This window comes from Collinsella sp. LCP21S3_A3 (genome assembly GCF_052118905.1).
In the GTDB taxonomy this organism is placed as follows: Bacteria; Actinomycetota; Coriobacteriia; order Coriobacteriales; family Coriobacteriaceae; genus Collinsella.
In genome coordinates, this window is record NZ_JBQKGH010000007.1 from 1 (window position 1) to 22,816 (window position 22,816).

At 62.2% G+C, this 22,816-nt stretch carries 14 protein-coding genes and 2 tRNA genes; 4 read left to right on the plus strand and 12 right to left on the minus strand.

The window, feature by feature from the left end; translation table 11 throughout:
* Positions 1-219: 219 nt before the first annotated feature.
* Positions 220-1,983: a threonine--tRNA ligase gene (gene thrS, locus ACTQ0H_RS05015; RefSeq protein WP_441547877.1), complete on the minus strand. Its 1,764-nt coding sequence runs from the start codon at positions 1,981-1,983 to the stop codon at positions 220-222.
* A 255-nt stretch (positions 1,984-2,238) separates the two neighbouring features.
* A complete protein-coding gene (locus ACTQ0H_RS05020) occupies positions 2,239-2,670 on the minus strand; it encodes a double zinc ribbon domain-containing protein (protein ID WP_006234085.1) in 432 nt (143 codons plus the stop codon).
* A gap of 797 nt (positions 2,671-3,467) precedes the next feature.
* On the opposite strand from ACTQ0H_RS05020, the gene ACTQ0H_RS05025 reads away from it, so the two are divergent.
* The 4 genes from ACTQ0H_RS05025 (at position 3,468) to ACTQ0H_RS05040 (ending at position 8,319) form a co-directional block, all read left to right on the plus strand.
* Entirely contained in the window at positions 3,468-4,940 is a 1,473-nt protein-coding gene (locus ACTQ0H_RS05025) for an NAD(P)/FAD-dependent oxidoreductase (RefSeq protein WP_441547878.1), read from the plus strand.
* 1 nt (position 4,941) lies between these two features.
* On the plus strand, positions 4,942-6,363 hold the full coding sequence (locus ACTQ0H_RS05030) for an NAD(P)/FAD-dependent oxidoreductase (protein WP_441547879.1): 1,422 nt from the start codon (positions 4,942-4,944) through the stop codon (positions 6,361-6,363).
* A gap of 2 nt (positions 6,364-6,365) precedes the next feature.
* A complete protein-coding gene (locus tag ACTQ0H_RS05035; RefSeq protein ID WP_441547880.1) occupies positions 6,366-6,764 on the plus strand; it encodes a DUF1667 domain-containing protein in 399 nt (132 codons plus the stop codon).
* Between the two features lie 466 nt (positions 6,765-7,230).
* Positions 7,231-8,319 carry a M24 family metallopeptidase gene (locus ACTQ0H_RS05040; RefSeq protein ID WP_441538030.1) on the plus strand — a complete coding sequence of 363 codons (1,089 nt, stop codon included), beginning with the start codon at positions 7,231-7,233 and terminating at the stop codon, positions 8,317-8,319.
* Between the two features lie 239 nt (positions 8,320-8,558).
* On the opposite strand, the gene ACTQ0H_RS05045 is transcribed toward ACTQ0H_RS05040, so the two are convergent.
* From ACTQ0H_RS05045 to ACTQ0H_RS05090, 10 genes are all read right to left on the minus strand, one after another.
* The gene (locus tag ACTQ0H_RS05045; RefSeq protein WP_441547881.1) at positions 8,559-9,902 is read right to left on the minus strand and encodes a bifunctional folylpolyglutamate synthase/dihydrofolate synthase; all 1,344 of its coding nucleotides are present in this window, start codon (positions 9,900-9,902) and stop codon (positions 8,559-8,561) included.
* 277 nt (positions 9,903-10,179) lie between these two features.
* Positions 10,180-12,876 carry a valine--tRNA ligase gene (locus tag ACTQ0H_RS05050; protein WP_427747297.1) on the minus strand — a complete coding sequence of 899 codons (2,697 nt, stop codon included), beginning with the start codon at positions 12,874-12,876 and terminating at the stop codon, positions 10,180-10,182.
* 309 nt (positions 12,877-13,185) lie between these two features.
* Positions 13,186-14,601 (minus strand): ATP-dependent Clp protease ATP-binding subunit ClpX, encoded by a 1,416-nt coding sequence (clpX, locus tag ACTQ0H_RS05055; protein ID WP_441538025.1) that lies wholly within the window; start codon positions 14,599-14,601, stop codon positions 13,186-13,188.
* A gap of 1 nt (position 14,602) precedes the next feature.
* A complete protein-coding gene (locus ACTQ0H_RS05060) occupies positions 14,603-15,223 on the minus strand; it encodes an ATP-dependent Clp protease proteolytic subunit (protein WP_022095182.1) in 621 nt (206 codons plus the stop codon).
* Between the two features lie 163 nt (positions 15,224-15,386).
* Positions 15,387-16,688, minus strand: coding sequence for a trigger factor (tig, locus tag ACTQ0H_RS05065; RefSeq protein ID WP_441068066.1), 1,302 nt, complete (start codon positions 16,686-16,688; stop codon positions 15,387-15,389).
* Positions 16,689-16,776: 88 nt separating this feature from the next.
* A tRNA-Leu gene (locus ACTQ0H_RS05070) sits at positions 16,777-16,860 on the minus strand.
* Between the two features lie 270 nt (positions 16,861-17,130).
* A complete protein-coding gene (locus ACTQ0H_RS05075) occupies positions 17,131-19,962 on the minus strand; it encodes a molybdopterin-dependent oxidoreductase (RefSeq protein WP_441056156.1) in 2,832 nt (943 codons plus the stop codon).
* Positions 19,962-20,876 carry an FAD binding domain-containing protein gene (locus tag ACTQ0H_RS05080; RefSeq protein ID WP_441538023.1) on the minus strand — a complete coding sequence of 305 codons (915 nt, stop codon included), beginning with the start codon at positions 20,874-20,876 and terminating at the stop codon, positions 19,962-19,964. Before ACTQ0H_RS05080 ends, ACTQ0H_RS05075 begins: the two co-directional genes overlap by 1 nt.
* A gap of 121 nt (positions 20,877-20,997) precedes the next feature.
* On the minus strand, positions 20,998-22,353 hold the full coding sequence (gdhA, locus tag ACTQ0H_RS05085; protein ID WP_154515369.1) for an NADP-specific glutamate dehydrogenase: 1,356 nt from the start codon (positions 22,351-22,353) through the stop codon (positions 20,998-21,000).
* A gap of 349 nt (positions 22,354-22,702) precedes the next feature.
* A tRNA-Sec gene (locus tag ACTQ0H_RS05090) sits at positions 22,703-22,799 on the minus strand.
* Between the last annotated feature and the right edge of the window lie 17 nt (positions 22,800-22,816).

The following is a 22,816-nucleotide window of genomic DNA, read 5'->3' on the forward strand; positions in this document are numbered from 1 at the left end:
TGTAGAGGGGTATGGAGATGTGTCTGCTTGCGCAGCAATTTGCGTAATCTGGGAAAACGGCCTGAATTAACTCGTATAATGACCTGTGTCGAAAGATACGAAAACCTGTACCTTTTTGTGCAAAAAACCGCTCATCCAGCGGCTTTTTTTGTTTGGGCATTAAAAAAGGCGACCGCCCTTTGTGGACGGTCGCCTTTGTTAATTGTTGTGCAGTTTGCCTTAGGCGCGAGTCTTAATCTCCTCGGTCACCTTGGCCACAAACTCGTCGACGCTCATCTGAACGGTCTCGTTGGAACGATCGCGGACGGAGATGTTGCCGGCCTCGACCTCCTTCTCGCCCAGGATGAGCATGTAGGGCACGCGGTCGATGCTGCGGGCCTCGCGGATCTTGTAGCCGATCTTCTCGTCGCGGTCGTCGCAGACCACGCGAATGCCGGCCTCCTCCAGCTTGGCGCACACCTCGTGGGCATAGTCGCGGCTCTTCTCAGAGACGGGAAGCGCCTTGACCTGCACGGGAGCCAGCCAGGTGGGGAACTTGCCCGCAAAGTGCTCGATCAGAATGCCAATAAAGCGCTCGATGGAGCCAAAGCACACGCGGTGCAGCATGATGGGGCGCTTCTTGGTGCCGTCGGCGTCCACGTACTCCAGGTCAAAGTTGAGCGGCATCTGGAAGTCGAGCTGAACGGTACCGCACTGCCAGGTACGGCCGAGCGAGTCCTCCAGGTGGAAGTCGATCTTGGGGCCATAGAAGGCGCCGTCGCCCTCGTTGACCTCGTAGTCCATGTGCAGCTGCTCCAGAGCGGTGCGCAGGCCCTCCTCGGCGCGAGCCCAATCCTCGTCCGAACCCATGGAGTCCTCGGGGCGGGTGGAAAGCTCAACGTGATACTTAAAGCCAAACTTCTGGTACACAGAGTCGATAAGGTTGACCACGCCCACAATCTCGTCGGTCAGCTGATCGGGGCGCACAAACAGGTGGGCGTCGTCCTGGTTAAAGCAGCGCACGCGGAACAGGCCGTGCAGGGCTCCGCGCAGCTCGTGGCGGTGCACCAGGCCAATCTCGCCGGCGCGGATGGGCAGCTCGCGGTAGGAGTGCGGCTTGGAGGCGTACACCAGCACGCCGCCCGGGCAGTTCATGGGCTTAATGCAGTACTCTTCGTCGTCGATGACGGTGGAGTACATGTTGTCCTTGTAGTGGTCCCAATGGCCCGAAGTCTTCCACAGCTGCTTGTTCATGATGAGCGGCGTGGAGATCTCCACGTAGCCGGCCTTCTGGTGGATCTCGCGCCAGTAGTCCAGCAGCGTGTTCTTAAGGATCATGCCGTTGGGCAGGAAGAACGGGAAGCCGGGGGCCTCGTCGCGCATCATAAAGAGGTCCATCTCGCGGCCGATCTTGCGGTGGTCGCGCTTCTTGGCCTCCTCCAGCATGCGCATGTGCTCGTCGAGCTCTTCCTTGGTGGCAAAGGCGACGCCGTTGATGCGGGTGAGCATCTTGTTCTCCTTGTCGCCCTTCCAGTAGGCGCCCGAGACGCCGGTGAGCTTAAAGGCCTTGAGGGCCTTGGTGTAGCAGATGTGGGGGCCGACGCACATGTCGATGTAGTCGCCCTGCTGGTAGAAGGTGATGCGAGCATCGTCGTCCAGATCGCCGATGTGCTCGACCTTGTACTTCTCGCCGCGCTCCTCCATAAGGGCGATGGCCTCGGCGCGGGGCTTCTCGTACACGGAGAACTTGAGGTTCTCCTTGACGATCTTTTTCATCTCGGCCTCGATCGCGGGGAAATCGTCCTCGCTGATCTTGACGCCCTCGGGCAGGTCGACGTCGTAGTAAAAGCCGTTGTCGGTCGCGGGGCCGTAGGCAAAATCGGCCTGGGGGTACAGGCGCTTGATGGCCTGCGCCATGATATGCGCGGCGGAGTGGCGGATGACGTGCGTTACCTCGTCCTGCGGGAGCTCGGCCACCGAACCGTCATTGTAGAGTGCCTTCATGGGTATGTTTTCTCCTCTCGGATGCCTGGTGCAAGTGCTGCTTGGCGCCGTGCGGTGTGCATTGCGCTTGCCGGCGCGTGCGTTTTGACTTGCATCATTATAGGCAGGTTACCTAGGTATACAAGCGCCCGCCGCACCTGAATGGCACGGCGGGCGATTTTCTACGCATGCTTCATCGTGTGGGGGCGGGGCTGCGTGCGGCTTGCGCGCGGCGCGCGGGGCCCGTGGCTTGCGGCCGGCCCGGCGATGGATGCGCTACTGGATGCGAGTTCGGCAGTAGGGGCAGACCTTCCAGTGCGCGTCGAGCGGGCGATGGCAGCTGGGGCACACGTTGCGAACCTGGGTATCGCACACCGGGCAGACCACAAAGTCCTTCTCGATGGGCGCACCGCACTGCGGGCAGGTGCCGTACTGGGCAAGCTGGCGCTCGCGCAAGGCCATGTCCAGCTCCTGCTCCTCGCGGTCGGCCGCATAGGAGTGCGGGCGCAGGACCAGGTAGGCGATGAGGCCTACAAACGGGATGAGGGCAATGATGCCCCATGCCACGTAAGCGCTAGCGCCGCGGCGGCGGGCGTCAATAAACACATAGACGACCGACAGCACGTACAGGGCGATGATAAAGCCAACAAAGGCATAGATGACGCCCATAAGCTGCGGCGACATGAGCTCAGAGATGTACTTGGACATAAGGTGGGCCTTTCGGGATAGTTACAACTCGAGTTAGTGTAACACGGGGGTTAACGATTTGGCAGGTCGCAGGCATGGGCGGATAGAAACATCTCAATCTGTAACAGGTGAGAGCGGAATCCTGGTCCAGATGTTACAGAATTAGACAAACCGTTCTCTCCCAGACTTAAATCTCAATCTGTAACATCTTGGCTCCAGGATCAGTCCCTACTGTTACAGATCAAGATGAACGGTGAGCCCTCCGTTAAATATCTCAATCTGCAACAACTAGGGGCCAGAAACCCTTCTATCTGTTACAGATCAAGACAAAGGAAAATGTCCAATCTCAATATCCCAATCTGTAACAACAACTCGGCAAAAACAGGTCTAACTGTTACAGATTTAGACATTCGAAACCGACTGATGGGTTCATCTAAATCTGTAACATCTAGACCCCAAATCGATCCCAAGATGTTACAGATCGAGACAGATGACCTCTCCCTGACTTTAAATCTCAATCTGTAACACATAGGACCGATTTTCTACTCTTACTGTTACAAATTAAGACAAACAGAGGGCCCGCCTGGCAAACGTCTCGATCTGTAACATCTGGAACCCAACTCTTCTGCTTACCGTTACAGAACGAGACAAACCTTTGACAACAGGGGTGCCAGACGAGGTCACCGATTGACCTGAGTCTCCCCTCGCCTGCCGTTGGCGGATGCAGCGGTGCTGTTCGCCGCATTGCCGCTGCGCGGGGGATGCGCACACCGTAGGATAGCCTTATTGACAGCCTGTCAACTCGTCTTGGAGGCACTGTGACGGAAACGTTTGATATCGCGATTGTGGGCGCGGGCATCACCGGATGCGCCATCGCGCGGCAGCTCGCACGCTATGACCTGTCCATCTGCGTGGTCGAGGCGGCCAACGACATTGCCCTGGGCGCGTCGAAGGCCAACGGTGGCCTGGTGCACGCCGGCTACGATCCGGCGCCGGGCACGGTTAAGGCCCAGGTCAACGCCCGCGGCTGCGAGCTATATGGCACGTGGGCCCAGGAGCTGGGCTTTTTGTTTTGCCGCACCGGGTCCATGGTGCTGGGATTTAGCGACCAAGACCGCGCGCAGCTGGAGCAGCTGCAAAGCAACGGGCTGGCAAACGGTGTACCCGAGTTGGCGATCGTCGGGGCCGAGCGCATCCACGAGCTGGAGCCGCGCGCCAGCGCCCAGGCCACGTGCGCGCTGTGGTGTCCCTCGACCGGCTATGTCGATCCGTTTGAGGTCGCCATCGCCGCGATGGAGAACGCGGTCGCCAACGGCGTGACGTTTGTGCGCTCCGCACCGGTGGAGACGATCAAGGTAGCTCCCGGCGCTGGCGACAGGAGCGGTGACGGGACCGCTCGTTTTACGCTGGTAACACCGGCCGGTGATGTGCGCTGCCGCTATTTGATTAACGCGGCGGGCAACGGCGCCGCAGACATCTCGCATATGGCGGGCGCCGAGGAGTTCCAGATGGTCTGGCGCCAGGGCAACATTGTGGTGCTGGACAAGGAGCCGCGCGCACTCATGCCGCTCTACCCCGTTCCCACGCCGGTTTCCAAGGGCGTCATCGTTACGGGCACCGTCCACGGCAACACGGTGATCACCGCGACGGCCGCTGTGCGCGAGGCGGGCGACACGCAGACCTATGCGAGCGATGTCGACGCGCTGCTGAGCGGCGCGCGCAAGCTGGTGCCCGATCTGGACACGCGCCGCGTGGTGCGAGCGTTTGCCGGCGGGCGTCCGGTCATGAAGGGAACGAACGACTTCTTTATTGGGCAGTCCGCCGTGGTGCCAGGCCTGTTCCAGGCGGCAGGCATTCAGTCGCCGGGCGTAGCGAGCGCTCCGGCCATTGCCGAGCGCATGGAGCAGGTGCTGCGCGAGGCGGGTGTTGCTTTGCGCGAGCGGGCCGATTGGGATCCGATTCGCCGTGCGCCGGACGACTTTGACCGCGCGCCGCTTGCGCGCAAGGAAGAGCTCATTGAATCCGACCCCGCGTGGGGGCAGATTGTCTGCCGCTGCGAGACGGTGCCCGAGGCCGAGATCGTGGCCGCGATTCGACGCCGCCCGGGTGCGGTCTCGGTCGAGGGCGTCAAACGCCGTTGCCGCGCCGGCATGGGTCGGTGCCAGAGCGGCTTTTGCCAGAGCCGCGTGGTGCGGATTCTGGCCCGCGAGCTGGGCTGCGATCCCAGCGAGGTGCTGCTGGAGGACACTGGCTCGTGGCTCGTTGAGGGACCGTTGAAGGGGGTGCGCTAGGATGGCGACGAGTATCGATATGGGTGCGGTATCGGGCGTCGAGTGCACTTGCGCAGATGCCGACAGGGCATCAATTGCTGCCGGCGCCGTGCAGACGCAGGCGTTCGACGTAGTCGTTATCGGCGGCGGACCTGCCGGCATGGCGGCCTCACTTGCCGCACGCAAGGCCGGAGCGCGCGTGGCCATCGTGGAGCGCGAACAGCACCTGGGCGGCATCCTGCGCCAGTGCATCCACCCGGGCTTTGGCCTCTCACACTTTAAGCAGGAACTGACCGGTCCCGAGTACGCACAGCGCTTTATCGACCAGGTGCGCGAAACCGATATCGCACTGTTCCTGGACAGTATGGTGATTGGGATCGACTCAAGCGAGGACAAAGTCGCAGGCACGGGCGCAAGTGGCGCGGCGAGCGAAGCCTCGGCACACACCGTCACGCTCATGAGCCCCGCCGGCATGTTGCAGCTCACCGGGCGCGCCGTCGTCCTTGCCATGGGGTGTCGCGAGCGCACGCGCAGCGAGATCAAGATTCCCGGCAGCCGCCCCGCCGGCGTGTTTACCGCCGGCCTGGCGCAGCGATACATCAACATCGACAACCTCAAGCCCGGCTCGCGCGCCGTCATTTTAGGCTCGGGCGACATTGGGCTCATCATGGCGCGTCGCTGCACGCTCGAGGGGATTTCGGTCGAGGGCGTGTACGAGCTTATGCCATACGCCAACGGCCTGCGCCGCAATGTAAAGAATTGCCTGGACGATTTTGGCATTCCGCTGCACCTGTCCACCACCGTCACACGCGTGATTGGGCACGACCGCGTGGAGGCCGTCGAGGTGAGCCAGGTCGACGAAAATCTGGCGCCCATTCCGGGGACCGAGCGCATCGTTCCGTGCGACACGCTGCTGCTTTCGGTAGGTTTGATTCCCGAGAACGAGCTTTCGGTAGGCGCGGGTGTTGAGCTTGACCCGCGCACGCGCGGCGCCGTGGTGGACCAGAGCCTGCAGACGGGCGTGCCGGGCATCTTTGCCTGCGGCAACGTGCTGCACGTGCACGACCTGGCCGACAACGTGACGACCGAGTCCGAGCGTGCCGGCGCAGCCGCGGCGACGTACGCACTGGGGACCGGCGCGGATGTCGAGACGGGCGCTGGCTGCCAGCTCACGGTCTCCCCTGCCGACATTGCCGGCTACGCGCTGCCGGGACGCATTACGGCCGTGGCACTCACCAGGCTCAACTTCCGCGTGCGCCGGCCGGTCGATGCCGCCCGCGTGCGCATTTTGGCGGGCGACGAGGAACTGCTTACGGGCAAGGTCCGCGCGTTTAAACCGAGTGTTATGGAAAGCTTCCCGCTGCCGGCAAAGGTGATACAGCGAGCGCTCGACCTGGGTGCCAGCGAGATTATCCTTTCCGTCGAGCCCGTCGAGGAGGCATAGCCATGAGCACAAATGCGATCGAGACGCTACAGTTCAACTGCACCACCTGCCCCTCCGAGTGCCTCCTTACGGTGGAAGTGGAGCGCGGGGCCGACGACCGCGTGGCGACGGTGCGCGCCGTGACCGGCAACAGCTGCCCGCGCGGCGATAAGTTCGCACATCAGGAGCTCACCTGCCCCATGCGCGTCCTCACTACCACCGTGGCGGTATCAGGCGGCGACGAGGCACTGCTGCCCGTTCGCACGGCCGAAGCCATCCCGCTGGCACTCCACGCCCAGACCATGGACCTCATCCGCGGCCTAGTGGTCAAAGCCCCCATCCGCATGGGCGATGTAGTCCTCCCCAACCTCCTAGACACCGGTACCGACCTCATCGCCAGCATGGACATCGACCCGGCCTAAGCAGCTCGTTTGGGACGGTGCTCTTTTAGCTACCCCGCATCCGCCTCGCCCCTCCTCAATTGCGGTGAAATAATTCCCGATTTCCGCCAAAACCCCGGCATCAAGGAACTATTCCACCGCAACTTGCCTTGGGATCGGTATTTAGCTTGTGCCTACTTTAGTGCCATTTCAAAACTATGCCGGATTACGGAGCTGATTCGGAGACCCCCACCCATACCGGCAATTTTCGATTTTTGATAAGCCTTCTACCTGCGGTTTTAATTTCGCGATTTTTCCCATGGTCAAGTAATACAGGTCCAGCCCCGTAATCCGCCATAGTTTTGAAACCAGCCCATTTGGGACGGGACCATATTGACTACTTTTACCTATCAGCTCACATGTTTGACGCAGCTAAAATAGCCCCGTCCCAAATTGACTACCCTGGCATTGGGGATACCATGGTGGCAACCTAACGAAAGGACGATGTATGGCACATGTCGATGACCAGCGCGTGGCACGCGTGCTCGATGCGCTCGAGGCTCAGCACCCCGGCGCGCAGCTGCTCGTAAACGACCCGTGGTCGATTTATTACCTGACCGGCTTTTATGCCGATATGTTCGAGCGTTTTTGCGGCGTACTGCTCGCACGCGGTAGCGAGCCCGTGATCTTGGTCAACGCGCTGCATCAGCTGCCCGAGTATGACAATGCCCGCGTCGCGTACCACACCGATACCGACGTCGTGGCCGACGCCATCGCTCGCGAGGTTGATCCGACCAAACCGCTCGGCATCGACACCGTCATGCGCTCCGGCTTCTTGATGCCCCTCATGGAGCGCCATGCCGCGAGCGAATTCCTCCTAGGCGATTTTGCCGTGACCGCCGCGCGAACCTACAAAGACGCCGGCGAGCAGGAGCTTATGCGCGTGTCCTCGGCCGCTAACGACGCCGTGATGGCCGACGCGATCGAGCTCGTCCACGAAGGCGTGACGGAGCGCGAGATCGCCGACCAGATGCTTGGCCTGTATCGCAAGCACGATTGCGAGGGCTTTAGCTTTCCGCCCATCGTGAGCTTTGGCGCCAACGCCGGCGACCCGCACCACGAGCCAGACGATACGGTACTCAAGCGTGGCGACGTGGTGCTGTTCGACATTGGCGGGCGTCGCCGCAACTATTGCTCGGACATGACGCGCACGTTCTTTTGGGGCGAGCCGGACGAGGAGACCGCGCGTATCTACGACATCGTACGCCGTGCCAACGAGGCCGCCGAGGCGCTCATCGCACCGGGCGTGCGCATGTGCGATCTGGACCGTGCCGCGCGCAACGTGATTGAGGACGCGGGTTATGGCAAGTACTTTACGCACCGTCTGGGACACTCGATCGGCCTGCAAGACCACGAGCCGGGCGACGTCTCGCTCGTCAACGAGCAGGTCGTGGAGCCGGGCATGACGTTTTCCATCGAGCCGGGCATCTACCTCCCCGGCCGCACCGGCGTCCGCATCGAGGACCTTGCCCTGGTCACCGAGAGCGGCGTCGAGATCCTCAACGCCTACCCCCACGATCCGGTCCGCCTAGACTAGGCAATGCGGCAAAGGGACAGCCCCTTTGCCGCATCACATGAATGCCGCCACGAAATGGGCCTATCTACTACGTTTAACCCCCATGGGGCGACCATGCGGGTATTTTTTGAAAATTGGCAAGCCTTCTACCTGCGGTTTTGATTTTGCGATTCTCGGCATGGTTGAGGGTAGCCGGTCAAACGTAGTAGATAGGCCCATTTCGTGGCGAGCAGGCAAACTAGCTACCCTGCGGAAGGGATCTAGCGGAGCAGACCGGCAACTTCGCCGGCCAGGGTGATGGTGCCTGCTGCTACGAAGGGCTCGCCTGCGGCCTCAAAGGCTGCGAGGGCCTCGGACACGCTGGGGTACACGCCTGCGAGCTTATCGGAATCCACCAGGGCAGCAAGCTCCTCCGCCGGCAGGGCGCGATCGGAATCGGTCTGTGTGACGACCACGCGCGGGAAGGCCGGGATCAGCACATCGACGATACCCGCCACGTCCTTGTCTGCCAGCGCGGCGCACAGCAACGTGGGGCGGCTCTCTACGCACGGATCGATCTCGTCCAAGGCGCTCACAAAGTTCTCGCAGCTCTGGGGGTTATGGCAGGCGTCAATCAGCTTGAGCGGGTCGGTTCCCAACACATCAAAACGGCCCGGCGTGGCACAGCCCATAAGCGAAGCATCAAGCGCCTCGTGGTCGAGCTCGCGACCCAGATACCCCTCGCAGAGCATAATCGCGCACGCGGCATTCTGCGGCTGATACGCCGGCTTAACCATGCTCGACGTATAAATCGCACGCGGCGTGGTACAGCTAAACTCAACCGTATCGCCCACATGCGCCGGCACCTTGGTCGTGGCGTGGCTCACCACCAGCGGCACCACACCACACTCGCGACAACGGGCATCCATAACGCGCTGAACGCTCGGCTCATGCGTGCCCTCGCCCAGCACAACCAGGCGCCCGGGCTTAATGACGGCGGCCTTCTCCCCCGCAATGGCCTCGAGCGTATCGCCCAGAATGCGCGTGTGGTCGAGTCCGATACCCGTGATGGCAACGGCGACGGGATCGGTCGCGCTCGTGGCGTCCCAGCGACCGCCCATGCCGACCTCGAGCACGGCGACATCCACGCGAGCCTCGGCAAACACCACAAGCGCGGCGGCCGTCAGCAGGTCAAACGGCGTGATGGTATAGGCACGCTCCCCCGCCACCACGCGGCGCGCATTCACTCGATGCCCCGCCTCAACAGCAGCAGAAACGCCACGGGCAAACGCCTCATCGCTCACGACGTGCCCATCGACCTCCATGCGCTCGGAATAGCGAACAAGCTGCGGCGACGTATAAAGCGCAGCCTTGAGCCCCTCGCCGCGAAGGATAGCAGCCGAAAAACGCGTCGTCGAAGTTTTGCCATTGGTACCGGCAACCTGAATGCAATCAAAGTACTCGTCCGGCCGCCCCAGCTCATCGAGCATATCGACAACCGTCTCGAGCAGAGGACCAGCATCCCCAGAAATCCGCCCCGTATCGGCAGCAAGCCCAACAGCCTCATCAAACGAAAGCAAATCAAACGAGAAAGGAACGACATACGACCCAGAACGCTTAGCCATAACCCAAAGTCCCCTCAACATAAAAAGAGGCCCGAATCAACAACGAGCCCTTCCCATTCAAAATATCAGCCAAACACCGCTTTGCAGCAGAATCAAGGCCACAGCCAAGTGGCCTAACCCACCAGTTGCAAGCAACGACGTAAACGACCTGGGAGCGGTTTGGGGCTTTGCTCGATACAAGTTCCGCACGAGCCGAAGGCCACTTAATGTGGCCTTCGTGCGAGCAGGACTGTCCGCAGTAGCGAGCAAAGCCCCAAACCGCGTCCCCCAGTAACGCTTACGAGAAGTCAGCAACCTGAGCAGTCAGCGCCTCCAGGATCTCCTTGAGCTCAGCTGCACGGTCCCTCTTCTTCTGGACCACCGCGGGCGCGGCCTTGGCCACAAAGCCCTCGTTGGCGAGCGTCTTCTCGCAGCCGGCGAGCTCCTTCTGGGCCGCGGCAATCTCCTTCTCCAGACGTGCCTTCTCGGCCGAAAGGTCAACCTTGCCCTCGAGCACCACAAAGACCTCGACGCCGCTGTCGACCACGGCGATGCTCGCAGCCGGCTTCTCAACATCGGTACCCATGACCAGCGAGGCGGTATTGGCCAGCGGCTCGATGGTCGAGCGCAGGCTCTCGAGCTTCTCGATGTCCTCGACACCGGCACGCACGACCACGTCGAGCTCGGCCTTGGGGCTCAAGCGATAACGCGAACGCGTGGCACGGGCGGCAGAAACAACGGTGCGACACAGCTCAAACGCGCGCTCGGCGTCCTCGTCGACATACTTGACGTAGTCGGCAGGCTCGGGCCACTTGGCGATCATGAGCGCCTCGGCGCGGTCCACGTTGCCCTCGGCGTCCAGGTCGAGCACGCTCGCCGGCATGTTGTCCCAGATCTCCTCGGTGACAAACGGCATGAGCGGGTGCATCAGGCGAATAGAGGTATCGAGCACAAAGATCAGGTTTCGCTGCGCCTGCAGACGGCCCTCGCCCTTTAGGCGCGCCTTGGTGACTTCGACGTACCAGTCGCAGACCTCGTTCCAGAAGAACTGCTGAACACCGCGGGCCATGTCGCCAAAGGTGTAGTTCTCGATGCCCTCGGTGACCATCTTGACGGCCTTAGCCAGACGACTGAACATCCAGGCGTCGGCCGGCGTCTCTACGACAGGCTCGCCGGGCGTGTAGCCCTCCATGTTCATAAGCAGGAAGCGGCTGGCGTTCCAGATCTTGGTCACAAACGACTTGGCCTGCTCGGTACGCGGGCTGTCGATAAGCTTCTTGGTCTTCTTATCGATGTTCGCGTCAAACTTGACATCCTGGTTGTTGGTGCAGAGCGTCAGCAGGTTGAAGCGCATGGCGTCGGCACCGTACATGCCAATGAGGTCCATGGGGTCAACGCCGTTGCCCTTGGACTTGGACATGCGGCTGCCGTCCTTGGCAAGAATCGTCGGGTAGATGACGACATCCTTAAACGGCACCTCGTCCAGGAAGTACAGCGAGCTCATGACCATGCGGGCGACCCACAGCGCGATGATGTCGCGCGCGGTGACGAGTGCCGTGGTGGGGTGATGTCCCTCGAGTAGCTCCGGCTTTTGCGGCCAGCCCTGCGTGGCGAAAGTCCACAGCTGCGAGCTGAACCAGGTGTCCAGCACGTTCTCGTCCTGATGCACGTGATGACCGCCGCACTTAGGGCACACGTCGGTGTCCTCGGTAAGGGCATCCTCCCAGCCGCAGTCCTCGCAGTAGAACACGGGAATACGGTGGCCCCACCACAGCTGGCGGCTGATGCACCAGTCCTTGAGGTTCTCCATCCAGGTGGTATAGGTCTGCGTCCAACGCGCGGGGTGGAAGGTCACCTTGCCGGAGTTGACGGCGTCGAGCGCCGGCCCCTTGAGCTTGTCGACGGCCACAAACCACTGCTCGGACAGCCACGGCTCCAGTGCGGAGTCGCAACGGTAGCAGTGCATGACGGAGTGATCGTGATCCTCGACGTGATCGAGCAGGTCGTGCTCCTCAAACCACTTGATGACGGCCTCGCGGCACTCCTCGCGGGTCATGCCGGTAAACTCGCCGTAGCCCTCGACGACCACCGCATGCTCGTCAAAGATGTTGATCTGCGGCAAGTCGTGGGCCTGACCCATGGCGTAGTCGTTGGGGTCGTGGGCCGGGGTGACCTTGACAAAGCCGGAGCCAAAGTTGGCGTCGACATGCCAATCCTCAAAGATGGGGATCTCGCGGTCGACGATGGGGAGCTTGACGGTCTTACCCACAAAGGCGGCCTTCTCGGGGTCCTTCGGGGAGACGGCCACGCCCGTGTCGCCGAGCATGGTCTCGGGGCGCGTAGTGGCGACGACGATGTAGTCCTGGCCGTTGACCGGCTCGGTCAGCGGGTAGCGCAGGTGCCACAGGTGACCCTTCTCGTCCTTGTACTCGGCCTCGTCGTCCGAGATGGCGGTGGTGCAGTTGGGGCACCAGTTGACGATGCGCTTGCCGCGGTAGATCAGGCCGTCGTGGTACCAGTCGCAGAACACCTTGCGCACGGCCTGGGCGTAGTCCTCGTCCATGGTAAAGCGCTCGTTATCAAAGTCGACGGAGCAGCCCATACGCTTGATCTGCTCGACGATGATGCCGCCGTACTCGTGGGTCCAATCCCAGCAGGCGTCGACAAACTTATCGCGGCCGATCTCCAGGCGGCTGATGCCCTCGCTCTTGAGCTTCTTGTCGACCTTGGTCTGCGTGGCGATACCGGCGTGGTCGGTACCGAGCACCCAGCGGGTGGACCTGCCGCGCATGCGGGCCATGCGGATGATGGCATCCTGGATGGAGTCGTCGGTGGCGTGACCCATGTGGAGCTTGCCGGTCACGTTGGGAGGCGGAATGGTGACAGTGCAGTCGCCCACGCCCTCGCGGCGCTTGTAGTAGCCGCCGTCGAGCCACTTCTGCAGGATCGCCGGCTCGTTGGTCGACGGATCGTAGTTTTTGGGCATCTCTTCCATATATCTCTCCCGTCCCACCGGGGAGGAATGTAGGCCCGCCAGGGTCTGCATTCCTCCCCTTAGGTATCGATTACTTCAGTCTGTAATGACTTCGCTGAGGCTTAAACAAACAAACAGAATAACACAGGTAGTTGGGGTTATTGCGTATATATAAAATAGCCTCCGACCGCGGGTGGTCGGAGGCTATTCAAATTCACATTTGCGAAACCTACCATTTAGGGACAGGTTTATTTTGGTCGGTTTTATATGGGCAAACGTCATTCTCCCTGATAAAACCTGCCAAAATAAACCTGTCCCTTTTTGGCAGGTTTACCCGTAGATGCGCTGGGGCTGTTCGGTGCCCTTTACGGAGGCTTCGGTCACGATGACCTTGGCGACTCCTTCCTCGCTCGGCAGGTCGAACATCGTCTGCTGCAGCACGTCCTCGCAGATGGAGCGCAGGCCGCGGGCGCCGGTCTTGCGGGCAAGCGCCATGCGGGCAATCTCGTGCAGGGCGGCGTCCTCAAACTCAAGTTCAACGTCCTCGAGCTGGAACATCTTGCGGTACTGACGCACAACGGCGTTCTTTGGCTCGGTCAGGATCGACACCAGGTCGTCCTCGTCGAGCGCCTGTGTCTGGGTGACGACGGGCGTACGTCCCACAAACTCGGGGATCATACCAAAGGCGTTGAGGTCCTGCGGGAGCACCTGACGCAGCAGGTCGTTCTCGTCGACCGAGGTGGGGCCGGCGATCTCGGAGTTAAAGCCCACGCCCTTGTTGCCCACGCGATCGGCGATAATCTTGTCCAGACCCACAAAGGCACCGCCGCAGATAAACAAGATATTGGTCGTGTCGATCTGCAGCAGCTCCTGCTGGGGGTGCTTGCGGCCGCCGGTGGGCGGAACGCTTGCCACCGTGCCCTCAAGGATCTTAAGCAGCGCCTGCTGAACGCCCTCGCCCGAAACGTCGCGGGTGATGGAGAGGTTCTCGGCCTTGCGGGCGATCTTGTCGATCTCGTCCACGTAGATGATGCCGACCTGCGCACGCTCGATATCGCCATCGGCAGCATTGATGAGCTTGAGCAGGATGTTCTCCACGTCCTCGCCCACGTAACCGGCCTCGGTGAGTGCGGTGGCGTCGGCGATGGCAAACGGCACCTCGAGGATGCGCGCGAGCGTCTGGGCGAGCAAGGTCTTACCGGTACCGGTGGGACCGAGCAGCAAGATGTTGGACTTGGCGAGCTCCACCTCGTCCATATCGTCGTCGAGCCGCGAACCCACACCCGAGGCCTCGTCAAAGGCCGAAAGCGCGGCGCCACCCTCGATCACGCGACGGTAGTGGTTGTACACGGCAACCGACATGGCGCGCTTGGCGTCTTCCTGACCCATGACATAGGCCGAAAGCTCGTCATAGATCTCGTGCGGGGTCGGCACGTGCGTGATGACCTGACGTACGTCGTCCTCGAGCTCAAAGCCCTCGGCCTCGGGATCCATGGCAGGCTGCCCGGCAGCCTGACCGTGGTCGTTGAGGAAGCCCGGCAGCTTGCCGTTGCAAGCAGCATCCATAAAGTCCGAAGCCAGCGACTCCTCCAAGATCTCGGAGCAGGCGGCAACGCACTCGTCGCAGATAAAGATGTTGGTAGGGCCCTTTACAAGGCGGCGCACCTGACCCTGCTCTTTTCCGCAGAAGGAGCAGCGGATGGGGTTGCCGTTCTCGTCAAAGTTGTCCTGCATGTTACCGGCCATCCTAGGCGTCCTTCGCGGCAAGATCGCGCGAGGTGACAATACGGTCGATCAGGCCGTAGTCAAGCGCCTCGGCAGCGGTCAGGTAGTTGTCGCGCTCGGTATCGGCCTGGACCTTCTCGATCGGCTGGCCCGAGGCGTCGGACAAGATCTGGTTGAGCTCGCGACGGGTCTTCTTGATCTCCTCGGCCACGATCTCGATCTCGGTCTGCTGACCCTGGGCACCGCCACTGGGCTGGTGAATCATGACCTTGGAGTGCGGCAGGCAGAAGCGCTTGCCCTTGGCGCCGGCCGAAAGCAGCACGGCGGCCATAGACGCGGCCATACCGACGCAAATGGTGGAGACCTGCGGCTTGATAAAGTTCATAGTGTCCAGAATCGCCAGGCCGGAGTAGACCTCGCCACCGGGCGAATTGATGTAGAGCGAGATATCCTTCTCGGCATCCTGGCTCTCAAGATGCAGCAGCTGGGCAACGACCAGGTTGGCGCTGACGGAGTTGATCTCCTCGCCCAAGAAGATGATGCGGTCGTTGAGCAGGCGCGAATAGATATCGTAGCTGCGCTCGCCGCGCGGCGTCTGCTCGATAACGTATGGCACGAGGGCGGAATCGAACTTAGCGATCATACGCATCTCCATTTCTCTCTTGCGGACCAAATTGGTTCTAGATAAACGTACGGTGCCCGCATGCTATGCATTGGCTGGCACCGTACGAAGCAACCGAATGACCGGTTTATAACTTTACCCCATCACGGGCGCCTGCATGCGCTCGCGGGAAAGGTGGCGAGAATTACTCGGCGTCCTTGGCGGTCTCGTCGACCTCGGTCACCTTGGCGTTCTCGACCAGGTGGTCGACGGCCTTGGAGCGACGGATGGACTCGCGGACGGCAGGCATGCGTCCATCGGCGATGAACTCGGCCTTGGAAGCCTCGACGTCCTTGACGCCGGCCTTCTCGAACTCGGCGTTGACGTCGTCCTCGGTGACCTCGATCTTGAGCTCACGGGCGAGGGCGTCGAGCGCCAGGGACTCGCGGGCAACGTCGTTGGCCTGCTTGTGCAGGTCGCCGATGAACTGCTCCATGGTCAGGCCGGAAGCGGGCAGCCAGGTGTCCAGCGTCATGCCGCGGGCAGCGAGGTTGGACAGGAAGTTCTGGCCAAGCTCCTCAAAGACAGACTGCTCGTAGTCGGCGTCCATCTCCTCGAGCTGCAGACGCTCGGCGAGAGCGGCGACGCAACGGTTCTCCTTCTCGGCCGGAAGGCGGGAAGCCTTGTCCTGCTCGATCTCGAGCTTGATGGCGTCGCGCATAGCGTCGATGCTGTCGAAGCCAAAGTCGGACTTGACGAGCTCGTCGGTGAGCTCGGGGGTGTTGCGGACCTTGATGCCCTTGACGGTGACCTCGACGGTGTGGGTCTCGGCCTCCTCGCCCTCCTCGACCTCGTCGGTCCAGGTGACGGTCTTGACGTCGTCGACGTTAGCACCGATCAGAGCCTCGTTGAACTCCTTGGGGTTGCTGTCGCTACCGGCAATGAGCATGCGGCCCTCGGCAGCGAAGTTGTCGGCGTTCTCGACGGCCTTGAGGTCGACGGTAACGTAGTCCTCGGCCTCGACGGCACGATCCTCGACGTCCTCGAAGGTGGCACGGTAGTTGAGGAGCATCTCGACCTGGTTGTTGATCTCGGACTCGGTGACCTCCGCGGGAGGCATCTCGATCTCGACGGCGTCGTAGGAGGAGAGCTCGGCGGCAGGACGCAGAGAGAACTCGACGGTGTAGGTGTAGTCCTCGTGATCCTTGGCGAGGTCGAGCTCCTTGTAGTCACCGTTCTTGGTGGGGACGATGTCCAGCTCGTTGAGGACGGCGGGCTCGTTGGCGGCGATCAGATCGTTGGTGGCCTGAGCGAGGGTGGCCTCGGCGCCAAGAGCAGCGTCGATGACCGGACGGGGAGCCTTGCCGGCACGGAAGCCCGGGAAGCGGTACTTCTTGGCGGTGTCCTTGTAGGCCTTCTTGATCGCGGCGTCGACGTCGGCGGCCGGGATGGTGACCGTAGCGGTGAGCTTGGCGTCCTTGACGTCAGAAGCGGTGATGTTCAACACGTTCCTCCTCATACTGCCCAGCTTATCTGAGGTGCTGGTACCTTTATGCAACAAAGTGTCGCGACGGCCGAGGCCGACGCAGGTGCGTTGGTGCGGGCGAAAGGACTCGAACCTTCACGGGAATCCCACCAGAACCTAAATCTGGCGCGTCTACCAATTCCGCCACGCCCGCATGAGCGCACAGACTAGGAATGATAGCAGATACGAACGGCAAGCGCACGCACACCTTTTTAGGCCCACGACCTCACCACGAGTTACAGCGGAACAGGGTAGCTAATTTGGGACGGGGCTTTTTTAGCTACCCCGCTTGTGGGGGTAGCGAAAAAAGCCCCGTCCCAAATTAGCTACCCCCATCGGCTATCTCCCGCAGCCCACAATTCGGTTGAAAAGTGGGCTGCGGTTTCCCCGGGCTAGGCAAAGAGCGTCGACAGCGACTCCTCGCCTACTCCCCCAGCAGGGCCTTCTCGGGCGTGATCGGCAGCGAGCGAACCTGGTGGCCGGTGGCGTGCGCCACGGCCGAGGCAACGGCGGCGAGCGGTGTGTTGATGACGACCTCGCCGATCGACTTGGCGCCAAACGGGCCCGTCGGCTCGTAGCTCGGCTCAAAGGCCACGCGAATGCTGCCGATATCCAGGCGCGTGGGCAGCTTGTAGCTCATAAAGTTACCGGTGCGCAGGCGGCCGCGGTCGTCGTGCTCGACAATCTCGTAGAGCGCGTGACCGATGCCCTGAGCAATGCCGCCCTCGGCCTGGACGCGCGCGAGCGCCTCGTTGATCACGGTGCCGCAGTCCACAGCCGCCGCATAGTCCACCACAGTCACCTTGCCGGTGGCCTTGTCGACCTCGACCTCGGCAATGCCGGCCATAAACGGCGGAGGCGAAACGGGCAGGCAGGCAGAAGCATGCGAGGTGAGCGCGTCGCCGCCCGCGATGTTCTTGACGCACAGGTTGGCAAAGTCGCGCAGCGTGAGGTAACGGCCGCACTCGCGAGCGGCGCGCTCGTCAGACAGACGCACGTACTGGCCGTCGAAGACCACGTCGGCGGCGTCCACGTCCCACATCTGGGCGGCCTTGGCGCAGATCTTCTCGCGCAGCTCGGTCGCGGCATTCTTGGCTGCCAGGCCCGTCACGTACGTGCCCGAGCTCGCGTACGAGCCGGCATCGAACGGCGAGACGTCGGTGTCCACGCCGCGCACCACGATAAGCGAGCTCTCCACGCCCAGCTCCTCGGCGGCAATCTGCGCCAGGATCGTGTCGACACCCATGCCGTTATCGGTGGCGCCGGTGCCGATGGTAATGAAGCCGTCCTCTTCCAGGCGCATGTCAATGCCGCCGATATCCACGTTGGAGATGCCCGAGCCCTGCATGGTGAGAGCGCAGCCCAGAGCACGCACGCGGTCGCCCAGGTCCACGGCCAGCGGCTTGTCGCGCCAGCCGATCATGTCCATCGCACGCAGCAGGCAGCGGTCGAGCGCGCAGGCGTTGAGCTTTTCGTTGTAGTACTGCGGCATAATCTCGCCCTCGCGCACGATGTTCTTAAGACGCAGGTCGGCGGGATCCATGTGCAGCATGTCGGCGAGCTCGTTGACGGCGCTCTCCACGGCAAACTGGCCCTGGGTGGCGCCGTAGCCGCGATACGCACCGCCGCGGTTGGTGTTGGTGTAGACGGCGTCCCACCTAAAGCGGCTCGCCTTCACGTGGTTGTAGATGGGCAGGCTCTTGTGACCCGAGAGGCCGATCGTCGTGGTGGCATGTTCGCCATACGCGCCGGCGTTGGACAACGTGTGCAGGTCGATGGCCGTGATGGTGCCGTCGTTCATGGCGCCCAGCTTGACGGTCATCTGCATCTGGTGACGCGAGTTGCCCGCGGTGATGGTCTCCTCGCGGGTGTAGCAGCAATAGCTCGGACGGCCAGTCTGCTGCGTCACGAACGCCACGAAGATCTCGCAGCAGCCCGTCTGCTTGGAGCCAAAGCCGCCGCCGATGCGCGGCTTAATAACCTGCACCTGCGACTGCGGAATGTCGAGCGACTGCGCGACCATGCGGCGCACATGGAAGGGCACCTGCGTGGAGGTGGTCACCGAGATGCGGCCGAACGCGTCGGTCGTCGCGAAGGCACGGAAGGTCTCCATGGGCGCGGTCTGCGTGGCCTGGCTGGTGTAGGTGCGCTCAAAGACGATGTCGCTCTGGGCGAAGGCCTCGTCCAGGTCGCCAAAATCGCTGGTACCGCTGCACACCAGGTTGCGAGCAACGTCGCCGCCCTGCGGGAACATAAAGGTCACGTCGCCCTCGGGGTGGACCACGATGTCGTTATCGAGCGCCTGGGTAAAGTCGAGCAGGGGCTCGAGCACCTCGTAGTCGACCTTGATGAGCTTGAGTGCCTTGTCGGCGGCCTCCTCGGTCTCGGCGGCGACGATCGCCACCTCCTCGTTTTGGTAGCGCACCAGGTTCTCGAGGATCAGGCGGTCGTAGGGGCTCGGCTGCGGATAGCTCTGGCCGGCGATGGTAAAGCGGCGCTTGGGCACGTCCTCGTAGGTGTAGACGCCCACGACGCCGGGCACCTTCAGGGCGCGCGACGTATCGATGGAGCGGATCTTGGCACGGGCATACGGGCTGCGCTTGAGCTTGACGATAAGGGCGCCGGCGGGCACCAGGTCTCCTGTGTAGACGGGACGCCCCTCGAGCAGGGCCTTCGAGTCCTTCTTGGGCTGCTTATGGGTGATCTGCTTGTACGAGACGCCATCGCAGCTGGTGTCGTTGACCGGAAGCTCGGGCATCTCAAAGCCCACCTGCACGCCGGACTCGTTAAGGAAGCGGACGATGGCGCGCAGCTGGCTCTCGTAGCCGCTGCAACGGCAGAGGTTGCCGGCGAGCTGGCGCGAGAGCTCCTCGCGCGTGGCGACGAGGCTCGGGTCCTCCTTGGCGGCGCGGGCAAGCGCCAGCACGTTCATGATGAGGCCGGGGGCGCAAAAACCGCACTGCTCGGCGCCTTCGGCAGCCATTGCGTGGGCGAGCGCCTCGGACTCGGCCTTGAGGCCCTCGAGCGTGGTGACGGAGCGGCCCTCGACGCGCGCAGCGGGAACCGAGCAGCTCAGCACCGGGTCGCCGTCGAGCCACACCGTGCACAGGCCGCAGTTGGTGGTTTCGCAGGCGCAGCGCACCGACGCGCAGCCCTGCTCGCGCAGCAGCGCAAAGAGCATGGTGTCGGGGGCAATCTGAACCTTGACCTTGCGGCCGTTGAGCGTAAAGGAAAGATCGATGAGTTTGGCAGCCATTAGCGCACCTCGCTAGAATCGACGCCGGGCACGCGGCGGCAGGAATACTCGTCCGTGGCAAACTTAGGCACTTGCACGCCCTCGAGCTCGCGGGCAAGCGAGGCCGAAAGCTCGATGCCGGCGGCGCGACGCACGGCCTGCACGGCAAGCGGCGCCGAGATGCAACGGCGATAGTCGGCTGAGCCCCACAGGTTGGTGCCGTAGCTCAGCGCGCGTACGGACGCGGCCAGGGCGCGCAGCTCGTCCTCGGAAGGCTGCTCGCTCACCAGGCCACATGCCTCGCCCTGCAGCAGGGTCGCGCGCAGCGGGCGGGCGCCCACGGTGACATGCCAGCTGTTGTCCCACCAGGCGGCGGTGACGTTTAAGGAGGGGAAGTCGGTCGCGGCCTTGCGCACGGCCTCGTAGCTTGCGCGGTAATCGTGCTTAACGACCACCACGTGCTCGATCACGTCGCGCACGTAGCCCATATCCACGAACTCGGCGAGCGGCACGCGGCCGGCCCCCGTCAGCTCAACGTACGAATCGAGCGCCAAAAAGGCCGAGAGCACGTCCGAGAAACCAAAGCGACCGTAGATGCTGCCGCCCACCGTGGCGGTGTTGCGCAGCTGCACGCCCACGATATCGTGGACGGCGAACTCAAAGACATGGCTGACAAGCGCGTTGAGCTCGGCATGGCGCTCGAGCTGGCGCAGGGTGCACATGGCACCGATGCGAAACTCGGTCTCGGTCTCCTCGATCTGATCGAGTCCGCAGGCCGAAAGGTCAATCGCCGTCGCCACGCGACGCGAACCCAGGCGCATCCAGATGCCGCCGCCCACAATCTTGTTGTTGCGGTTCTTCTGTAAGAGCTCATAGGCTTCGGCCGCGTTTCCAACGCGAACGTAGGTACCGAACTTGAGCACGTTCTCCCCCATCTCCTCACTTGTCCAGTATCTCTAAGTGTACCAAACGAGGGCGCACAGCCCTCGCCACCATAGAAAAAGGCTCCCAGCTTGATGGCTGGGAGCCTCATCACATGCTATGTCAAGCGAAGATCTAACAGACACCCTGGGCGAGCATGGCGTCGGCGACCTTCAGGAAGCCGGCGATGTTGGCGCCCATGACAAAGTTGCCCTCCTGGCCGTACTCCTTGGCGGTGTCGTCCACGTTGTGGAACATGCCGCGCATGAGCTGCTCGAGCTTGCCGTCGACCTCCTCGAAGGTCCAGGACAGGTGCTCGGCGTTCTGGCTCATCTCCAGGCCGGACACGAGCACGCCGCCGGCGTTGGCAGCCTTACCGGGCATAAAGGCAACGCCGTTCTCCTGGAAGTAAGTCGTGGCCTCGATGGTCGTGGGCATGTTCGCGCCCTCGCCGACCACCTTGCAGCCGTTGGCGACGAGCGCCTGGGCGTCCTCGAGCAGCAGCGTGTTCTCGCGAGCGCAGGGCAGCGCGATGTCGCAGGGCAGCTGCCACACGCCGCGGCCGTCGCCCTCGTGCCACACGGCGTTGGGCTTCTCGTCAACATACATGGCGAGCGTGACGCCCTTGTCGTGGCCGGAGCGCTTCTTGTTGTAGACGTGCTCGAGCACGGTGTAGTCGATGCCGTCGGGATCCTCGACCCAGCCGTGGGTATCGGAGCAGGCGAGCACCTTGCCGCCGAGCTGGGCGACCTTCTGGACCGCGTAGATGGCGACGTTACCGGAGCCGTGAACGACAACGTTCTTGCCCTCGAAGGAGTCGCCGCGGCTCTTGAGGTACTCGTCCACAAAGTAGACCAGACCGTAACCGGTGGCCTCGGTACGGGCGAGCGAGCCGCCAAAGGAGAGGCCCTTGCCGGTAAGGACGCCGGTCCACTCGTTGGTCAGGCGCTTGTACTGACCGAACATGTAGGCAACCTCGCGGCCGCCAACGCCCAGGTCGCCGGCGGGAACGTCGGTGTTGGGGCCAATGTGGCGATAGAGCTCGGTCATGAAGGACTGGCAGAAGTGCATGATCTCGTTGTTGGACTTGCCCTTGGGGTCAAAGTCGGAGCCGCCCTTGCCGCCGCCCATGGGAAGGGTGGTCAGGCTGTTCTTGAGGATCTGCTCCAGACCCAGGAACTTGAGCATACCCAGGGTGACCGTCGGGTTAAAGCGCAGGCCGCCCTTGTAGGGTCCAATGGCAGAGTTGAACTCGACGCGGTAACCGCGGTTGACCTGAACCTTGCCCTGATCGTCGACCCAGGGAACACGGAACATGACGATGCGCTCGGGCTCGACGAGGCGCTCCAGCAGGGCGGCCTCCTCGTACTCGGGGTGGGCGTCGAGCGCCGGCTGGATGGTGCCGAGGATCTCGGTCGCGGCCTGGATGAACTCAGGCTGCTCGGGATAGCGGGCCTTGAGCTCTTCGAGAACTTTCTGCGTGTAGCTCATGCTTCCTCCAATGATGGGAAACGAAAATGTCGGTCACGGCACCCTATGCGCCGCGAACTTTATCGTGTATGGATAATATCGCACTGTTGCAGCAAAGTTTCGCATAAGCCGACGAGCAGATGTTTCGTTTTGATTACGATGCAGGTAGAAGCGTTTTTGAGCACCCGACGTACAAATCGCGTGTTTCGAAGCTGTTTCGTCCACATGTTCCAAACCACCACATTGGGGACACATGATGCGCCCGGGCACACCGGCGGCAAGACAGACGACACGGCGGACCCGCATAAAAACAAAACAGCGCCTTTGCGGCACGCAGCAAGACCGCGAGCACAAAAGCGCTGGTGGCGTGTGGCGGGAACGTATGTGAATCGAACACATCCAAGACGTTTTGCACGCCTCGCAACGGTTTTGAGGACCGCGGAGCCCACCGGAGCCCATCCGTTCCCAAGTGCGGCGGTATTTT